General features: G+C 77.8%; 10 protein-coding genes. 1 reads left to right on the forward strand and 9 read right to left on the reverse strand.

The features are described 5' to 3' along the window. Positions 1-110: 110 nt before the first annotated feature. Complete coding sequence (locus AMK13_RS18000; RefSeq protein ID WP_074003105.1) at positions 111-1,130, forward strand: helix-turn-helix transcriptional regulator; 1,020 nt, start codon at positions 111-113, stop codon at positions 1,128-1,130. A gap of 89 nt (positions 1,131-1,219) precedes the next feature. Here AMK13_RS18000 and AMK13_RS18005 read toward each other — a convergent pair whose 3' ends face one another. From AMK13_RS18005 to AMK13_RS18040, 9 genes are all read right to left on the reverse strand, one after another. Then, entirely contained in the window at positions 1,220-2,878 is a 1,659-nt protein-coding gene (locus AMK13_RS18005) for a thiopeptide-type bacteriocin biosynthesis protein (protein ID WP_074003106.1), read from the reverse strand. A 34-nt stretch (positions 2,879-2,912) separates the two neighbouring features. Next, complete coding sequence (locus tag AMK13_RS18010; RefSeq protein ID WP_079272251.1) at positions 2,913-4,787, reverse strand: TOMM precursor leader peptide-binding protein; 1,875 nt, start codon at positions 4,785-4,787, stop codon at positions 2,913-2,915. Continuing rightward, positions 4,784-6,457: a hypothetical protein gene (locus AMK13_RS45965; RefSeq protein WP_074003107.1), complete on the reverse strand. Its 1,674-nt coding sequence runs from the start codon at positions 6,455-6,457 to the stop codon at positions 4,784-4,786. The genes AMK13_RS18010 and AMK13_RS45965 overlap by 4 nt, the downstream gene beginning before the upstream one ends. Next, on the reverse strand, positions 6,454-7,692 hold the full coding sequence (locus AMK13_RS18020) for a lantibiotic dehydratase C-terminal domain-containing protein (RefSeq protein WP_074003108.1): 1,239 nt from the start codon (positions 7,690-7,692) through the stop codon (positions 6,454-6,456). Before AMK13_RS18020 ends, AMK13_RS45965 begins: the two co-directional genes overlap by 4 nt. Further along, entirely contained in the window at positions 7,685-10,399 is a 2,715-nt protein-coding gene (locus tag AMK13_RS18025) for a lantibiotic dehydratase (protein ID WP_074003109.1), read from the reverse strand. Before AMK13_RS18025 ends, AMK13_RS18020 begins: the two co-directional genes overlap by 8 nt. A 191-nt stretch (positions 10,400-10,590) precedes the next feature. Beyond that, positions 10,591-10,788, reverse strand: coding sequence for a thiazolylpeptide-type bacteriocin (locus tag AMK13_RS18030; RefSeq protein ID WP_049656540.1), 198 nt, complete (start codon positions 10,786-10,788; stop codon positions 10,591-10,593). A 580-nt stretch (positions 10,789-11,368) separates the two neighbouring features. Continuing rightward, on the reverse strand, positions 11,369-13,960 hold the full coding sequence (gene lanL, locus AMK13_RS18035; protein WP_079272253.1) for a class IV lanthionine synthetase LanL: 2,592 nt from the start codon (positions 13,958-13,960) through the stop codon (positions 11,369-11,371). Between the two features lie 55 nt (positions 13,961-14,015). Further along, positions 14,016-14,183 (reverse strand): SflA family class IV lanthipeptide, encoded by a 168-nt coding sequence (locus tag AMK13_RS44100; protein WP_198959379.1) that lies wholly within the window; start codon positions 14,181-14,183, stop codon positions 14,016-14,018. A 177-nt stretch (positions 14,184-14,360) separates the two neighbouring features. Then, the gene (locus AMK13_RS18040) at positions 14,361-15,272 is read right to left on the reverse strand and encodes a squalene/phytoene synthase family protein (protein WP_074003110.1); all 912 of its coding nucleotides are present in this window, start codon (positions 15,270-15,272) and stop codon (positions 14,361-14,363) included.

Genomic DNA, 15,272 nt, shown 5'->3' on the forward strand with positions numbered 1-15,272 from the left:
GCGAGGTACTGGGGGTGTCGGGGAGGCGTTCCGCCTCCGAGCCACTGGCACCGTGCCAGAGGAAGAGGACGTAATCTGACCTCTACTCACACAGATCCGGAGGGCAGTCCGTGACCGCCAACCGAACACTGGAGCTGCTCAGCGTGCTTCAGGCCCAGAAGGAGTGGACCGGCGCCGGTCTGGCCGAGCGGCTGGGGGTGTCCCCGCGGACGGTCCGGCGCGACATCAGCCGGCTGCGCGGACTGGGCTATCCCGTCACGGCGCGCAAGGGCCCCTCCGGCTTCTACCGGCTGTCCCACGGAGCGCGGCTGCCCCCGCTGATAGTCGACGACGAGCAGGCCGTCGCCATCGCGCTGGCCCTGCAGACGGCTCCGGCCTCGGTGGCCGGCATGGGGGACGCCACGAAGCGGGCGCTGAACTCCATCAAGGAGCTCCTGCCTCCCCACCTGGCCCGCAGGCTGGCGACCTTCTCGATCGAGCAGATAGAGAACGCCTGGGAGCTGGCCCCGCCGCAGGTCGATCCCGCGCTGCTGGCTCAGCTGAGCGCCGCCGCGCAGCAACGCGAGCTGGTGCGGTTCGCCTACCGGTCCATCGACCGCGGGCCGGTGGAGGACGACGAGGTGCTGGCCGAACCCCATCGGCTCGTCGTCTGGTCCGGGCGCTGGTATCTGGTGGCGTACGACCAGCGCAGGAACTCCTGGCACACCTACCGGCTCGACCGCATCGGGCAACTGACCTCCACCGCCTGGCGGTTCGGTCCTCGGGACGTGCCGGAGGCGGACATCACCCGCTTCGTCCAGAGCCAGCCCGACCGGGGGGACACCGCGGACACCTGGCCGTGCTGGGGCACCGTCCTGATGGAGTGCCCGGCGACGCTGGTGGCGAAGTGGGCCCCGGGCGCGGCGAGCTTCGAAGCGATCGACGAGCGGATCACCCGGATCCGGATGGGGGCGTGGTCCTGGTCGGCACTCATCGGCTTCCTCATCACCTTCGACCGCCGTTTCACCGTCGAAGGCCCGCCAGAACTCGCCGAAGCGGCCCGCCAGGTGATCGGCCGCCTCGACGTCGCCGTACCCCTGCCCGACGAGCACGCGCCGGAGCCGGTCACTTCGGTCCGAGCCGGTACCTGAGACCGAAACGGACGGCCCGCGTTCCTGGCCCGGCTCCCGGGTACGGAAGCGCACCGCTCCCTTCGCGATCGGTCACGGGGCGGGGGCACTCACTCCGTGCCCGTCCGGGCGGTCCCCGGGCGGCCCAGGGGGAGGAGGTACTGGACGGGTTCGCCGAGGTCGTCGAGGGCGAGGAGTTCGTGGGCCAGGTCGTCCTGGAGGCCGCCGAGGGGGGTGGTGCCGAGGCCGAAGGCGGCGGCGGTCAGCAGGAGGTTCTGGGTCAGGTGGCCGGCTTCGAGGAGGCCGAGGCGCAGGGCGCGCAGGCCGTAGCGGCGGCGGAGGTGGGCGAGGTCGAGGTGGACGGCGAGGACGGCGGGGGCCTGGTCGATGCCGATGGCGTCCGGGTCGTCGGCCGGGCGGGAGAGGTAGGAGGAGAGGGCCTTGAGGTCGTCGAGGGCGGGGGCCGGGCCGATCGGGCGCAGGCTGCGGTGTTCGGGGAGGCACTGGTAGGTGCCGGCGGGCAGGCCGTCCACGGCGAGGGCGAGCAGGCGCAGCCGTACGGTGTGCAGGGCGCCCGCGCTGGGGTACGGGCGGTGGCCGGTGTCGGGGTTGGCGGCGTAGGCGGACCAGAGCAGTCCGCCGAGGGTGCCGGCGGTGAGCGGGCCGGTCAGCGGGCCGCGGGTGGAGTGGCGGGTGCGCAGGGCGTCGGCCAGGGTGACGGGCGGCAGCGGGTCGGCGGGCAGCGGGAGGTCGCCGGGGCGGGGGCGCGGGGCCGGGTGGTGCGGCAGGTCGCGCAGGGCGGTGTCCTCGGGGCGGCCGATCTGGAACTTGCTGCGTTCCAGGTACTGGTGGTCCGGGGCGTGGTGGTCGGCGGGGAAGAAGGTGAACGGCTGCCCCGTCTCCAGCAGGGTGCGGGCGGCGAGGCGGCAGACCGCCCGCTCCTCGTCGGGGCCGACGCCTAGCCGGTTGAACAGCATGTGCAGCTGGGAGGCCCAGACCCAGGAGAGGCGCTCCTCGGCGTCAGCTGAGGCGGGGACGGCCGCCCGCATCCGGGCGGCGGCCCCGGCGACCCGCGCCGCCCAGTCGGCCAGCCAGGGTGCGGCCGTACCGGCGTCCAGCGCCGTGCGCAGGGCCCGGGCCCGGTGGGCCAGCGCGGTGCGCTGCCGGGCGAACACGGTGTTGACCCGGATGTGCACGGCGGCCCCGGGCAGCGGCTGGAACTCGGTGACCCAGCGCCAGGAGGCGGCGTGGCGGCGCAGCCAGCGGGAGGCGGCGAGTTCGTCGAGGCCCAGGGCGTGGGCGGTGGTGTGGGCGAGGTCGAGGGCGAGCGGCAGCCGGTCCCCGGGGGCCGCGCGGAGGGCGTCCAGGGCGGCGAGGGCGGTGCGGGTGGAGTGGGTGAACACCTCCTCGGCGATCGGCAGCAGGGCCGCGCCGCCGTAGCGCTCGGTCTCGGGCTGGTACGGGACCTCCGTGACCTCGCCGTGTCCGCCCGCGAAAGGGCCGTCGGGCGGGGTGCGGCGGGCGGCGCGGCGGGTGAGCTCGGTAGCCAGGTCGGTCAGGTGGGTGGGCGCCGGGCCCGGGCCGCGGAGGCGGATGCGCAGGTGGGGGCCGCCCTCGCCGTAGCGGATGAAGAACCAGTCGGTGCCGGCGAGCCCGGCCATCAGCGGGGCGAGGTCCTCGGTGAGGAAGGCGTCGGCCTCGGGGGCGGTCAGCGGCAGCGCGAGGTGCAGGCTGTGCCAGCGGGCGGCGGGCGGCGCTTGGGTGGTCATCGCGGTCCTTCCGGGCGGCTACGGGAACGGGCGGCTACGGGAACGGGTGCGGGTGGAGCGGGAGTTCGTCGTGCCGCAGGGGCGCCGGGGTGCGGCCGAGGCGGTACGGGACCTCCAGGAGGCGGGGCAGGCCGCGGGTGCGGCGGTTGGCGTGGCCGAAGGTCATCGGCAGGGTGCCGGGGACGACGACCTTGGCGCAGTGCAGGCCCAGCCGGTCGCGGACGCCGGGTTCGTCCTGGGTGACCGCCAGGACCTCCAGGCCCTCCCCCGCCAACCGGGCGACGGTCCGCTCCAGCAGCGCGGTGAGGTCGCCGACCGGTGCGGGGGCGCCGGGCCACCGCTCGGTCCAGGGCACCGGGGGCGGGCCGGCGAAGAGGAAGTCGAGGCGGGGCTGCGCCTCGGGCAGGGCGTTGAGGCCGACGTGGTCGTCCAGGGTGACGACCAGGTCGGGGCGGTCCAGCATCGGCCGCAGCCGCCGCAGGTCGCGCGGCCCGCCCGGGGTGGTGGCGCGGTGCGGCGCCTCCTGGACGTTGGTGACCACCTCGGCGACGGCGGAGCGGATCGCCGCGAGGGGGTCGTGGTGGGCTCCGGCGGCGAGGAAGGTGCGCGGGGCGTCGGGGTGGTCGCCGCGGTGGCGGCAGAGGGCGAGCACGGCGGGGATGCCGAGGTCGTTGGTGGCGTCGAGCAGGGTGAGCCGGTAGCCGAACAGCCGGGCGCGGTCAGCGAGTTCGGCGATCCGCGGGTCCTCGGCGGGGACGGCGACGCCGGGCAGCGGGGTGCGGGCGTACCAGGTCATCAGGAAGGCGTCGCGCTCGGCGACCTCGAACAGGCCGTAGAGCGCGGCCTCCTGGGGGCTGTTGCCGAGTCCGCAGCCGTTCGAGGACTCGTAGACCACCCGGGGGCGGCCGCGCCCGGGCACGTCCCAGTAGGCGACGTGCTCCGGGACGGCGACCGGGCGGCGCTGGGTGAGCGACCAGCCGTGCACCCAGTCGAGTACCAGCTCCGGGGTGTACGGGACGGTGGCCACGGCGGGGTGCCCCGGCGGGGCGTCGTCGGGCAGGCCGAGCCGGGCCGGGTCGAGGACGGCTCCGGGCCCGCGCTCGGCGACCAGGTCGGCGTACGAGGCCCGCAGGGCGGTGCGGCGCCCGAGCGGCCGCATGCCCGCGTACCGCTCCACCGCCTCGAACAGCGCGACGCGTTCGCTGGCGTGGAAGTCCGCCGCCCGCCCGTAGCCGCCGTCGTCCAGCGCCCGGCCGTCCGTCACCCAGGCGGTGGTGAGGGCGAAGGCCGAGTCCTCGGTGCGGAACAGCCGGCGGACCGGGCCGAACCGCTCGTCGTACAGTTCGGCCCTCAACTGCCCCGCTTCCGTACGGTCGTTGGGGCCGCGCAGGACGGCCGGGTCGGGCAGTGGGCGGGGCGTGGCGGGCAGCCGGGCGGCCTCGGGGGTGTCGGCGGGCAGCGGGTGGCAGACCTCGCAGCCGCCGACCGGGCGGACCCGGTGGGTGGACCAGGTGGCCCGGCCGCCGTGCACCACATGGACGGTGGCGACGGAATCGGCGCTCTCGGCGGCCAGGTCGGCGGCGAGGGCGGTCACCGCCTCGGCGAAGGCCGGGGTGCCGGTGCCGCCGAGCGCCAGGGCCGGGCTCTGCCAGGGCACCCGGCCGCCGGCGGTGGCGAGCCGCTGGACCTCGGTGCAGCTCAGGCAGGCGGGCGCCCCGGGACGGAGGACCGGCCCGACCACCGTCAGCGCGCCGTCCTCGCGCACCGGCACCAGGCGTACGGGGTGTGCCAGGGCGTGTCGGCTGAGCTGCTCGGCCAGACCGAGGGTCCACTCGGCGAGGTGGACGACGGCGGTGCCGCCGGTGGCGGCCAGGGCCTCGGCCGGGGTGAGCACCGGCAGCCCGTTCATGGGCGGCCCTCCCCGGTGACGAGGGCGGTGAACCCGCAGCCGTCCAGGGCGTCGGCGATCGGGCGGGCCCCGGGGGTGGCGGGCTGCCAGCGGGTCGTCCGCAGGCCGGTGAGCCGGACCAGGGCGGCGTGCAGGTCCGGTTCCCGGTCGGCGACGTCGGCGAGCCAGTGGTCGGCCCAGCCGGGGTCCGCCCAGGCGGCCGGGGTGCGCCCGGCGGCGGCGAGCGGGGCCGCGGCGCCGGAGAGGGCGGCGTGGTGGGCGGCGGCCAGGCCGCCGTCCCGGGCCAGCAGGCGGGTGAGGGCGGCCAGGGCGGCATGGGCGACCGCGTCGGCGGGGGTCGCCTCGACCGCCCTGGCCCCCTCGGCCTGCGCCAGGTACGCCTGCTCGGAGGCAAGTTGACGCACCGTCAGATCAGGTGCGCGGCCGAGCCGGCGGGCCAGGGCTCCGTACCAGTGCCCGGCCTGCGGGTGCTCCCGCCAGGCGGACTCCGGCACCGGGCGGTCGCCCCGGAGCGGCCGCCCGAGGACGGCCCAGCGCAGGGCCCGGCCGAGCGCGTGGGACGGGTCGACGCCGACCACCGGTACGGCTCCCCCGCCCACCGCCGCCAGGTGCAGTTCGACGGACCGGCAGGCGGCGGCCAGCCGGGCGAGGTCCGTCCGCACCGCACCGGCCGCCAGCGGGCCGGACGGGGTGCCGCAGGAGACCAGGGCCACGGGCAGCTGCGGGAGCTCGCCCGGGGACGGCGCGTCCAGCACGCCCAGCCGGGCGTCGCCGAGGGCGTCCACCCGGCGCAGCGCCTCGGCGAGGTCTCCGGGCGGCGCGGCGACGGCCCCGGGGCCCGCCGCCCACGGGTGGTAGTCGGCGCGCGGCGGACGGGCCTCGGCGATCAGGACGGCGGGACGCCCGGCGAGCAGCCGGGGGTCCTCGGCCGGCTCGCCCGGGTCCGGCAGGCCGGCGACGGCGCAGAGCAGCCGCTGGGCACCGGCGGCGGCGAGCAGCGCGAGGAAAACGGGCGGGGGCGCGGCACCGGGAGCGGGGGCGGCGGCGGGGCCCAGCCGGGCGGCGAGCGCCGTGGCGTCCGCCCGGGCGCGGGCCGGGTCGGCGGGCTCGGTAACGAAGCCGCCGTCCGCGCCGCACTGCACCGCGACCGCCACCGCACGGCCCGCCGGATCGTCCGCCGCGGCCACCACCCGGCCGGGCGGCAGTCCGGGCTCGGCGACCACCGCCGGGGCCGCCGTCCCGCCCCGGGCGAGGGCGCGCGCCACCGCGCGGGCCGACGGGCCGTCCGGGTCGGCGGCCGCCACCACCGGACGGGCGGCCGCCAGGGCCGCCACCGCGCCGCCGGGATCGTCCGCCACCGAGCCGGGCCAGGGCGGCAGGCGCTCCCCGTCCGGGTGGTCCACGAGCAGGCCGTGCTCGCGCAGCCGGGCGGTGACGGTGGCCAGCGCGGCCGCCACCTTCGGCTCGACGGCGGCGTCGGCTGCCGCGCCGGCGGCCTCCGCGTCCGGCCCGAGCCGGGCGGCGAGCACCTGCCACAGCGCCGGGAGCGCCCGGCTGCCCTCCAGGGTGAGGCTGGTGTCGCGGCCGCGCAGGTGCAGCCCCTCGCGCAGCGGGGTCACCGCCACCCCGGGGCGCAGCCGGGGCCGGTGGGTCTCCGGTTCGGCCGTCATGCCGCCCCCTCCATGTACGTCCCGTCGGTGCGAGTCCCGTTCATGCGCGTCCCGTCCGTGCCCGCCTGGCCGGTCCCGGCCCCGGCCCCCGCCGCCTCCGGGGCGCCGAGGAGCGCCTGCCAGCGGTGCCCGGTCAGCTCGGGCACGCTGCGCACCAGCAGGTGGGCGGCGAGGTAGCGCTCCAGCGGGCGGACGTCGCAGATGGCGAGCAGCCGGTACAGGCCGTTGGTGCCGGTCCGGTTGATCAGGTAGTCCGGTCGGTGCCACATCGCGCCGTCGGGGTCGCTGCGGTGCAGCAGCCGGTGGAACTCGCTGTAGCGGGTGCGCAGTTCGGCGTTCCAGCGTTCGGCGGTGGCCCGGTCGCCGAGGGCCTCGGCGCGCTCCCGGTACGCGGCGTGGCGGCCGCCGAGGTCGGCTCCGGCCGCCAGCCGCCGCTCGGCGAGGCTCCAGGCGTTCGCCGACCAGTGCGCCCAGTCCCGCTCCCAGTCGCGCGCCCCGCCTTCGGTGATCCGGCCCACCAGCGCCGTGACCGCCCGGCCGGTGCGCTCCCAGCGGCGCTCGAAGCCGGCCCGCAGGCTGCCGTCCGGGTCCTCGTGGACCAGGAAGTCCTCCAGGTGCGAGAGCACCGAGTAGTGCGCGCCGACCAGCCCGTCCGGGTGCGCGGTGGCGTGCGCGGCGAGCGCCGTCACCACCAGCTGCACCCGCGCCTGCGGCGTGTCGCCGTGTGCGCCGAGGAAGTGGCAGGCCGAGTCCAGGGCGGGCAGGCCGGTCCGCAGCAACTCCTCGCGCAGCTCGGCGGATTCGGCGCCGATCAGGGACCGCAGAGCCTGTTCGGCGGACCGGTTGACGGGCGCCGCGACGACGGTGTTGTCCGGCACCAACGGCCCGTACGGCGGTGCGACCAGCTCGGCCCGTCCGGCGGCGGCGGCCTCGGCGAGCAGCTGCTCGTCCGAGCGGTCGGCGACGGAGGGGTGGGCGGCCGCCCACGCTCGCAGCGCCTCGGCGGCCCGCCGCGCCGCCCCGGACACCCGCGCCTCGGGGCCGCGCAGCCGCAGCCGCAGGTGCGGACCGAACCGCCAGTGCCGCTCGACGTGGGCGGCCAGCCCCTCGGCCCCCGCCTGCCGGGCCAGCGGCAGGACGGCTTCGCGCAGCGCACGGGCCTTGTCGGGCTGGTAGTGGTACAGGACCACGTCCCAGGCGGTCACGGGCCCCTGGCCGTCGACCGGGTCACTCATCGGGCGCCTCCTCGGCGATGGCGGTACGGGCGGTCCGGACGGCTCGGGCGGTACGGACGGAGTCGCGGGCAGCGGCCCCCGCCGCGCTGTCCCGGCCCGGCCGGTAGGTCTCCACCACGAGTTCCACGGCCCGGGTCGGCTCCCGCTGCCCCGCGATGCCCGGCAGGGCCTCCTCCAGCACCGCGCCGCGCGGGTGCCGGGTGAGCCACTTGGCGAGGTGGCGCAGGTGCAGCGGGTTGCCGAGGTCGACGGGCTGCGGCTTGGGGGCGCGCAGGTGGGCGACGAAGGCGTCGGCGGGTGTGCCCGCGCCGTCGGCGGTGGCCGGTGCGGGGTGGAGGAAGAGCTGTTCGGGCAGGCCGAGCCGGGCCCGCCAGCGGGCGACGGTCGCGGCCGGGACCCCGTCGGGGCCCTGGTCGGCGGCGAGTTCGGCCCGCAGGGCGTCGAGCACCCCGGCCGGAAGCTGCCAGCGGCGGCGGGCGAGGACGACGTGCCGGTGGCGCAGCCGCGGGGTGCGCAGGACGCTGCCGCCAGGCGCGGCCAGGGTGGTGCGCGGCAGCAGCGGGCGGAAGTCGACGACCCCGTTGGGGTGGTCGGCGAGCAGAGGGCCGAGCCGCCGGGGCAGCATGACCGGCGCGAGGAAGCCCAGGTAGAGGACGTCGAGCAGTTCGCCGGTGGCGCGCAGCCGCAGCCGGAGCTGGTCGTCGGCCGGGTCGTGGACGAGGTCGAGGTCGGCCTCGGCGAGGCCGGTCCACCGCCGGTCGGGGCCGATCTCGTCGGCGAGCAGCCGGGGGTGGAGGTTGGCGTTGAAGCCGCCGACCGGCCGGACCTGGGCAGCGCGGGCGCCGGCGCCGAGCCCGGAGCGGAGCTGCCGGGCGACCTCGGCGGCGGCCCGCGGGGGCAGGCCGTCGAGGAACCGGCTGGTGAAGCGCCCCCAGCCGCCGTAGACGTGGTTGACGCACACCAGGCCGTCCACGGGGTCGCGTTGGAGGAACCAGGAGTAGCTGAGCGGCCGGGCCGCGGTCCAGTGGGGCAGCCGGGCGGCCAGGGCGCTGACCCGCTCGGCGGGGAGCACGAGTTCGCCGTCCAGCTCCGGGAGGTGGGCGAACTCCTGTCGCAGCAGGGCCAGTTCGTCCGGCAGGCCGGTATCCGCCCAGGCGTCCGCCGCTTCGGCGCCGAAGTCCCAGGGCGCGTCACACACCCCGCCGACGCCGTAGCGAGCGACGAAGCGGTCCCGGGCGGCCCGGCGCATCAGGTGGCCGTGGTCGAACAGCTCGGCGAGCGCGGTGAGTTCGGCGAGCACCGTACGGTCGGCCGCGCTCAGTCGGGGGCACGGCGCGGCCGGCGTGTGGACGTCCTCGCTGAGGACGCTGAGCGGCGCGGCCTCGTCCGGCACCGGCCGTCCGGCGTCGGCCAGCAGTCGCCGCCAGTGGTCGGCGAGGGAGGCCAGCAGGGCGGGGCGGTGCTCGCCCGGGGTCGCCACCAACGAGCCTGTTGCCAGGTCGAGTTGGTCGAGCCGTTCGGCCAGTGCGGCGTCCTCCGGCCACTGCCGCAGCCAGTCGGCCAGGCTGCGGAGCGGCCGCCGGTCCTGCGGGTCGACCGGCTCGGCGGGCACCAGCAGCCGGGCCGTCAGGAGCCGGCCCACGAACCGGTGCGCGGCCGGGTCGTCGCCGGGGCGGCCGAGGGCCTCGGCGAGCCGGGCGGCGAGCCGGTCCGGCCGGTCCGGGGTGGCCGCGAGCGAGGCGAGCAGGGCCAGTTCGGGCCGGGCCGCGAGCTCGACCTCCTCCTCCCGGGTGACGAGGTAGCGCCCGCCCGCGAACACCACCTCAGCGCGGGCGTAGCGGGCGCGGCCGTCGGCGACCCGGGCGGCGCTGGTCATCCGGTGCGGCAGCGTACGGCTGCGGCGGGGGTCGTCGAGCAGGGCCTGGACGAGCGCGGCGACCAGCGCCCGGTTCTCCCGGACGACCGCGCGCGGGCCGTCCGCCGCCTCCTCCGCCTCCGCATCCTCCGCCGTCACGTCGGAGGTCCAGCCGACGGCGGTGAACCAGGACAGCGGGCTGGTCTTGGCGGTGGCCCGAAGGGCGTGCCGCAGGACGGCCGCCTCCTCCTTGCGGGCCCGGCCGCGCGGCTCCCCGGTCGCGCCCGCCGTGTGGGCCACCGCGCGCAGCAGGTCGGCGCTGGTGAGCGCGACGGCCCGGGTGAAGGCCGGCTCCCGGCAGATGCCCGCGAGGGAGGCCCGTTCGGCGGCCAGGGCGGGCGGGACGGCATCGGCGAGCGCGGCCAGCAGCCGGGCCCGCAGCCGGCGCAGCTCCAGCCACTCGGCGAGTCGGGGGACGCGGCGCGGCAGGTCGCCGAGCCGGTCGAGCAGCGCCGCCCGCGGCGGGCGCCCGTTGTGCAGGTCGCGGCGGAGCGGCAGCACGACGCGGCGGTGGAACTCCTCGTCGTGCCCGGCCCGGCTGGCGTACAGGTCGTCGCAGAGGGCCGGCCGCAGGGCTTCGGCCGCGGCCTCGGCGGCGGTGAGGCCGCCCAGCAGCGCCCGGGCGCCCGCCGAGGCGGCGGACTGGGCGGGCCGGGCGAGGACGGTGGAGCGCACCAGGGCGTGGCGCGCGGTGTACGCGGCCGGGGCCGGTGCGGGTGCGTTCACGGGCGAGGGCGCGGGCGAGGGCGAGGGCACGCGGGCGTCCCGGGGCAGGGCGGTTCGGTTGGGCATGGCGGTTCCCTCCGACGGGGCCTGGCGGCGCGTCTCGTGGGACTGGTCGGCTGCGGCGACCGGGACGGGCCTGGGTACGCGGGACGAACCCGACGCGTCCGGGTGGACGCGCCGGGTTCCGTCCTGGTGCGCTGGCTCCGGCCCCGGAAGGCCTGGCCGGCAGGCCCGGCGTACAACCGGACCCTAGGACGTCAGGCGGTCGGCACGTCCGGCAGCTGCGGCTGCGCGCAGGAGGACGAGCCCTGGCAGGAGCAGGAGCCCCAGGACGCGCCGTTCTCCGGCAGCGCGACGGTGTCGCGCAGCGAGGTGACGGTCAGCTCGCTGAGGTCGAGGTCCTGAAGGTCGAGGCCCTCGGTGGCAGCGGTACGGGACGTGGTGGTGTCGGACATGGCGAACTCCCTCGGATGGGCAGGCGTGCCGGTCGGACCGGAAGGTGTGCCTGCGAGCGGGTGCTGCGGAATGTGCCGGGTCCCCCGTGGGTGCGCCGCACTCGGGCCGCTCGGACCCGGGCTTCGCGCCGCCCGAGAACGAATCTAGGCACCCGGCGGCGCCCGGCGGTACGGCCGACCGGCACCTTGGCCGGGAGCCCGTACCCCGTCGGCTCAAGACCGGTCCGGCTCAAGCGGCACTCCAGCGGCCCCCCACGGGCCCCCGACCACGGCCCGGCCCGGGCGCGACCGGCGCCGGATCCACGCGGCGTCCGTCCGGCCTGTGTCCGGTCCGCGAACTCGTCGGCGGGGCTCGCCGGGGAGGACCGGCCGTGCGACGACACGGGTGGGAACAACGGCCCTCGGCACGATCGACACCCGTGGTCGGGGCGTGCTCGTACGCAATCCGGCCCAGGACGTCCTGCGGGGCTTCTCGACCGGTCCTGGATCCCGCGTCGAGCGGCGCCCGTTCAACGGCATGCGGAAGCCCGGCCGGGGGCGGGACGTGGGCCTGCCTTCGGACTCGCGCCCCCGGGGCCGCTCAGTGCAGCGGCAGCAGCCCCGGGACCGGGCCGCCCCGCCGGGCCAGGCGGCGCAGGAAGGTGGTGACGCCGGGGGTGCCGACCGCCCAGGCCCGGGCCTCCGTGTCCGGTCGGCGGCCGGGCAGCAGCGGCCGGTTCGGCGTGCCGCCCGCCCGGGTGAGGACCAGCTCCGCCACCTCCTGGGCGGCGGCCCAGTGCCGGGCCTCGCCGGTGGCCACCGCGAGGTCGACGCAGAGGTCCCCGACGCCGGCGAGGCCGCAGCAGCGGAAGACCTGCGCGGTCCTCGGGGCGAGCGTCCGGCAGGTGTCGGCGGCGTCGGCGGCCAGCGCCGTCAGCGCGTCGTCGCCGTACTGCCGGCCGGCCTGGACCAGCAGGGTGCCGAGCCCGGCCAGCCCCCGGCACCAGGAGAGGTAGCGGCGGGTCGCCCCGGGTGCGCGGGCGGCGGCGATGATGCCGGGGAGGTCGGCCGCGAGGCCGTCCACGATCTCCCGGGCGGTGCGCCGGGACGCCTCATCGGGCATCGCGAGCAGGAAGTGGGCGACGCCCGCGCGGCCGTGCGCGAAGCCCTCCGCGAGGGCGGCGGTGCCGGGGTTGGGCTCCTCCCCGAGGTCGTCCAGCGGACGGCCGACCAGTTCGGCGGCGCAGTCGGCCGCCGCCGCCCGGTGCGCTCCCGTCTCCGGGCCGAGCCCGGCGAGCCCGGCGAGCAGCAGGTGCCCGGTGCCGATCCCGGCCGTCCCCGCAATCTGGTCGACGCCCGTGCCCTCGTACCGGCGGGGCGCCGGGGGCTGGGTGCCCAGCGCGGCGGCCGCCTCGGCGAGGAACAGGTCGACGCCCGTACGGCCCTGGTGGAGCGAGCCGTCCAGGTGGTCGAGGGCCGGGTGGGCGGCCGTCCAGGCGGCCAGGTCGGCGGCGGCGGAGCGGGCGTCCGGGCGGTCCGGGTGCTGGAGGAGTTCGAGGCCGAGGCCGGCGGCGCCGTCGTACAGCGAGAGCAGGGTCCGGGGCCGCTCGACGCCCGGGTCGGCGGCGAGCAGCTCGCGGGCCATCCGGACGCAGGTGGTGACGGTGTGGTCGAGCGCGCCGTCCAGGACGCTCCGCCGGGTCTCCGCGTTCCACCGGGCGTGGCGGGCCCGCCGGGTCGGCACCGTCCCCTCGCGCAGCCGGGCCGCCGTGGCCGCACGCCGCGCCGGGTCGAGGCTCAGCAGGCCTTCGACGAGTTCCGCGGCCGGGTGCCCGGGCTCCGGGAGGGCGGCGCGCAGGCAGGCCAGGGTGCGGTCGCGGTTGGTCGCCGGGTCGGGGTCGATCACCACCGGGTCGAGGCCGGTGAGGGCGTGGTGCAGGGTGGCGCCCAGCGCGTAGTGGTCCTCGGTGGGGTCCTCCTCGGTGGCGCCGGGCAGGCCGTACCCGGCGGTGGCGCCCGGCGGGCGGTCGCCGTCCAGGGCGCTCACGCCGAAGTCGACCAGCGCGGGCCGGCCGTCCCGGTCGAGCACGACGTTCGCGGGCTTGAGGTCGCAGACCACCACGCCGCGCGCGTGCACCGCGTCCAGCACCCGCAGCAACGCGCGCGCCAGCGTCCACCAGTCCCGCCCGCCCGGGCCGCCAGCGGAACCCGCGCCGCCCGCGTCTCCCGCCTCGGCGTCGTACGGGCCGCGGGTCAGCACCTCGCGGCGCAGGTCGGTCCGCCCGCAGGCGGTGCTGACCAGGTACTCGTCGGTGCCGTGCCGGAAGTAGTCGACCAGCGCGGGCACTCCGGGGACCCCGGCCAGCGCGTCGAGCACCCGGCGCTCGTGCCGCAGCCGGCCGCGCGCGTCGACACCCGCGCCGTCCTCGGCGACGAAGGCCCGGGCCTGCTTGACCACCACCTCGCGCCCGGTGGCGAGGTGGACCGCGCGGTAGACGTGGCCGCTCGGCGCGCGGGTGATGCCGGCGGTGATCCGGTAGCGGCCGTCGCCGACCCGGGTGGTCGCCGGGCGGGCGGGGGCGCCGGGCGCCTCGAACGGGTCGCTCGCCCAGGGCGGTCGGCGATAGCGGGCCTCGGCCAGGCCGGGGAACAGCGCGCCGTCCGGGCCGGCCATGCCGGCCTGGGCCTCGTCGTCGGTGACCCGGAACGGGCCGTAGCGGTAGTGCACCGGGGCGTCCGGCCGGACCCGGCGGTCGCTGACCACGGCGGGGCCTTCCCGGCCGGCCAGCGCCTGCGCCAACTCCAGCCCCAGGGCCCGGACTTCCTCGGGCCGGGGGTAGACCGTGACGGCCTTGCCCACGGCGGCGGCGCCGTGCCGTCCGCTGTTGAGCTCCCACAGCGCGGCCGTGCTCACCGCGAACTTCACGTCGCAGACCCGGCCGAGCAGGATCGGGAGCGCCGTGTCCAGCAACGCTTCGAAGCCGTCCGGGCGGGCGGAGAGGTGCAGCTTCCAGCCGTGGGCGAGCTCCGGCATCCGAGGGTCCCGGAGGTACCACCACTGGCCGTCGGTGCGCAGCGGGCGGTGCGGGCCGGGCGCACGGGCGGCCAACTGCTCAACCCTGCCGCCCAGTTGCTCCCGCAGTGCGTCCCGGTACGCGGCCTCGGCGGAGCCGGGGTCGGGCGGTGCGTTCATGGTTCCGTCCTCCCCCGGTCCGCCGTGGTCCGCCGTTCGTTCGGATCCGGGTGGATCAGGCGTTGAACTCACAGGGGAAGCGGGTCGGGACGTAGGTCACCCACGGCTCGCCCAGGCAGGCGGCGGGCGCGAGGTCGGCGTCGAACTCGTCCTCGAAGACGATGGCGTCCTCGTCGATCTCCAGCGGGCCGGCGTCGCGGATGTCGGTCAGCAGGGCACTCATGGGGGTCCTCCCAATCATTCAGGTGGTTGGGTCCTGCGTGCTGAGCGCGCTCATGCTAGCCAGGCCACCCGACCCGGGACAGGGAGCTGACGGACCCGCCGGATCGACTACGACAAAGGGAGGTTCCGTTTGTGGACGCCGGCTCCCGCCCGCGCCCACCGGGACGACACGAGCCGGTCAGCCGCGCAGGCGACGGGCCCGGAGGTACTCGCGGGCCAGCAGGCGCAGCGCGGCGGGCTTCGCCGGGCCCGCCGAACGGCGCAGCAGGGCGCCGAGGTCGGCGCGGGCGGCGGCGCTGGTGAGCTCCTCCACGCCGACGATGCAGCGGACCATCGGGCGGTGGGCGGGCGGCACCCGGTCGATCACGGCCCGGCCCTCGGCGAGGCTGCGGTCGGCCCGGTCGAGCAGGGCGGCGAGCAGGGCCCGTACGGCGGGCAGGTCGCGGGCCTGTTCCAGGTCGGCGCGGGTGACGCCGTGCTCCCGGAGGGTCTGCTCGGGGATGGTCAGGCGGCCCTCTGCGAGGTCCTCGGCGAGGTCGTTGACGAAGTCGAGCCGCTGGCTGCCGTCGATGAAGGTGCGGCAGGCGGCGCGGTAGTCGCCCTGGTCCCCGTCGGGGCCGAGCAGCGCGGCGACCACCATGAAGCCGGGCAGCGAGTACCCGTCGATGTAGGCCTGGTGGTCCTCCTCGGTGGCGAACCCGGTGAAGTCCAGGTCGGCCCCGGTCGCGGCGAGGAAGTCCAGCACCCGGTCCCGCAGCACGGGGTGGGCGGCGACGCTGTTCAGCAGGGGGCGCAGCTCGGGGTCGTCGGTGCGGCCCGCGGCGAGGCTGTCGGTGACCAGCCGCTGCCAGCGGGCGGAGGCCGCCCGGCGTTCGGCGAGCGGGCCGCTGTCGAGCAGGGTGTCGGTGCGGTGCATGAAGGCGGCGGCGGCGATCACGTGCGGGACCGTCCGGGCGGGCAGCAGCAGGTCGGCGGCGAGCGCGACCTCCCGCTTGTACCGGGCGACCTGCTCCCGCTGCCGGCCGTAGTCGGCCCGCAGCCCGGCCTCCCGCACCCCGGCCGCGTCCAGCGCCCGCTCCCACCTGCCCAC

The organism is Streptomyces sp. CB02056, assembly GCF_001905545.1.
In the GTDB taxonomy this organism is placed as follows: domain Bacteria; phylum Actinomycetota; class Actinomycetes; order Streptomycetales; family Streptomycetaceae; genus Kitasatospora.

Excerpts from the sequence above, each read along its gene's own strand:
- AMK13_RS18005 (WP_074003106.1), bottom strand. The coding sequence starts at position 2,878 with ATGACCACCCAAGCGCCGCCCGCCGCCCGCTGGCACAGCCTGCACCTC.
- AMK13_RS18010 (WP_079272251.1), bottom strand. The coding sequence starts at position 4,787 with ATGAACGGGCTGCCGGTGCTCACCCCGGCCGAGGCCCTGGCCGCCACC.
- AMK13_RS45965 (WP_074003107.1), bottom strand. The coding sequence starts at position 6,457 with ATGACGGCCGAACCGGAGACCCACCGGCCCCGGCTGCGCCCCGGGGTG.
- AMK13_RS18020 (WP_074003108.1), bottom strand. The coding sequence starts at position 7,692 with ATGAGTGACCCGGTCGACGGCCAGGGGCCCGTGACCGCCTGGGACGTG.
- AMK13_RS18025 (WP_074003109.1), bottom strand. The coding sequence starts at position 10,399 with ATGCCCAACCGAACCGCCCTGCCCCGGGACGCCCGCGTGCCCTCGCCC.
- AMK13_RS18030 (WP_049656540.1), bottom strand. The coding sequence starts at position 10,788 with ATGTCCGACACCACCACGTCCCGTACCGCTGCCACCGAGGGCCTCGAC.
- lanL (WP_079272253.1), bottom strand. The coding sequence starts at position 13,960 with ATGAACGCACCGCCCGACCCCGGCTCCGCCGAGGCCGCGTACCGGGAC.
- AMK13_RS44100 (WP_198959379.1), bottom strand. The coding sequence starts at position 14,183 with ATGAGTGCCCTGCTGACCGACATCCGCGACGCCGGCCCGCTGGAGATC.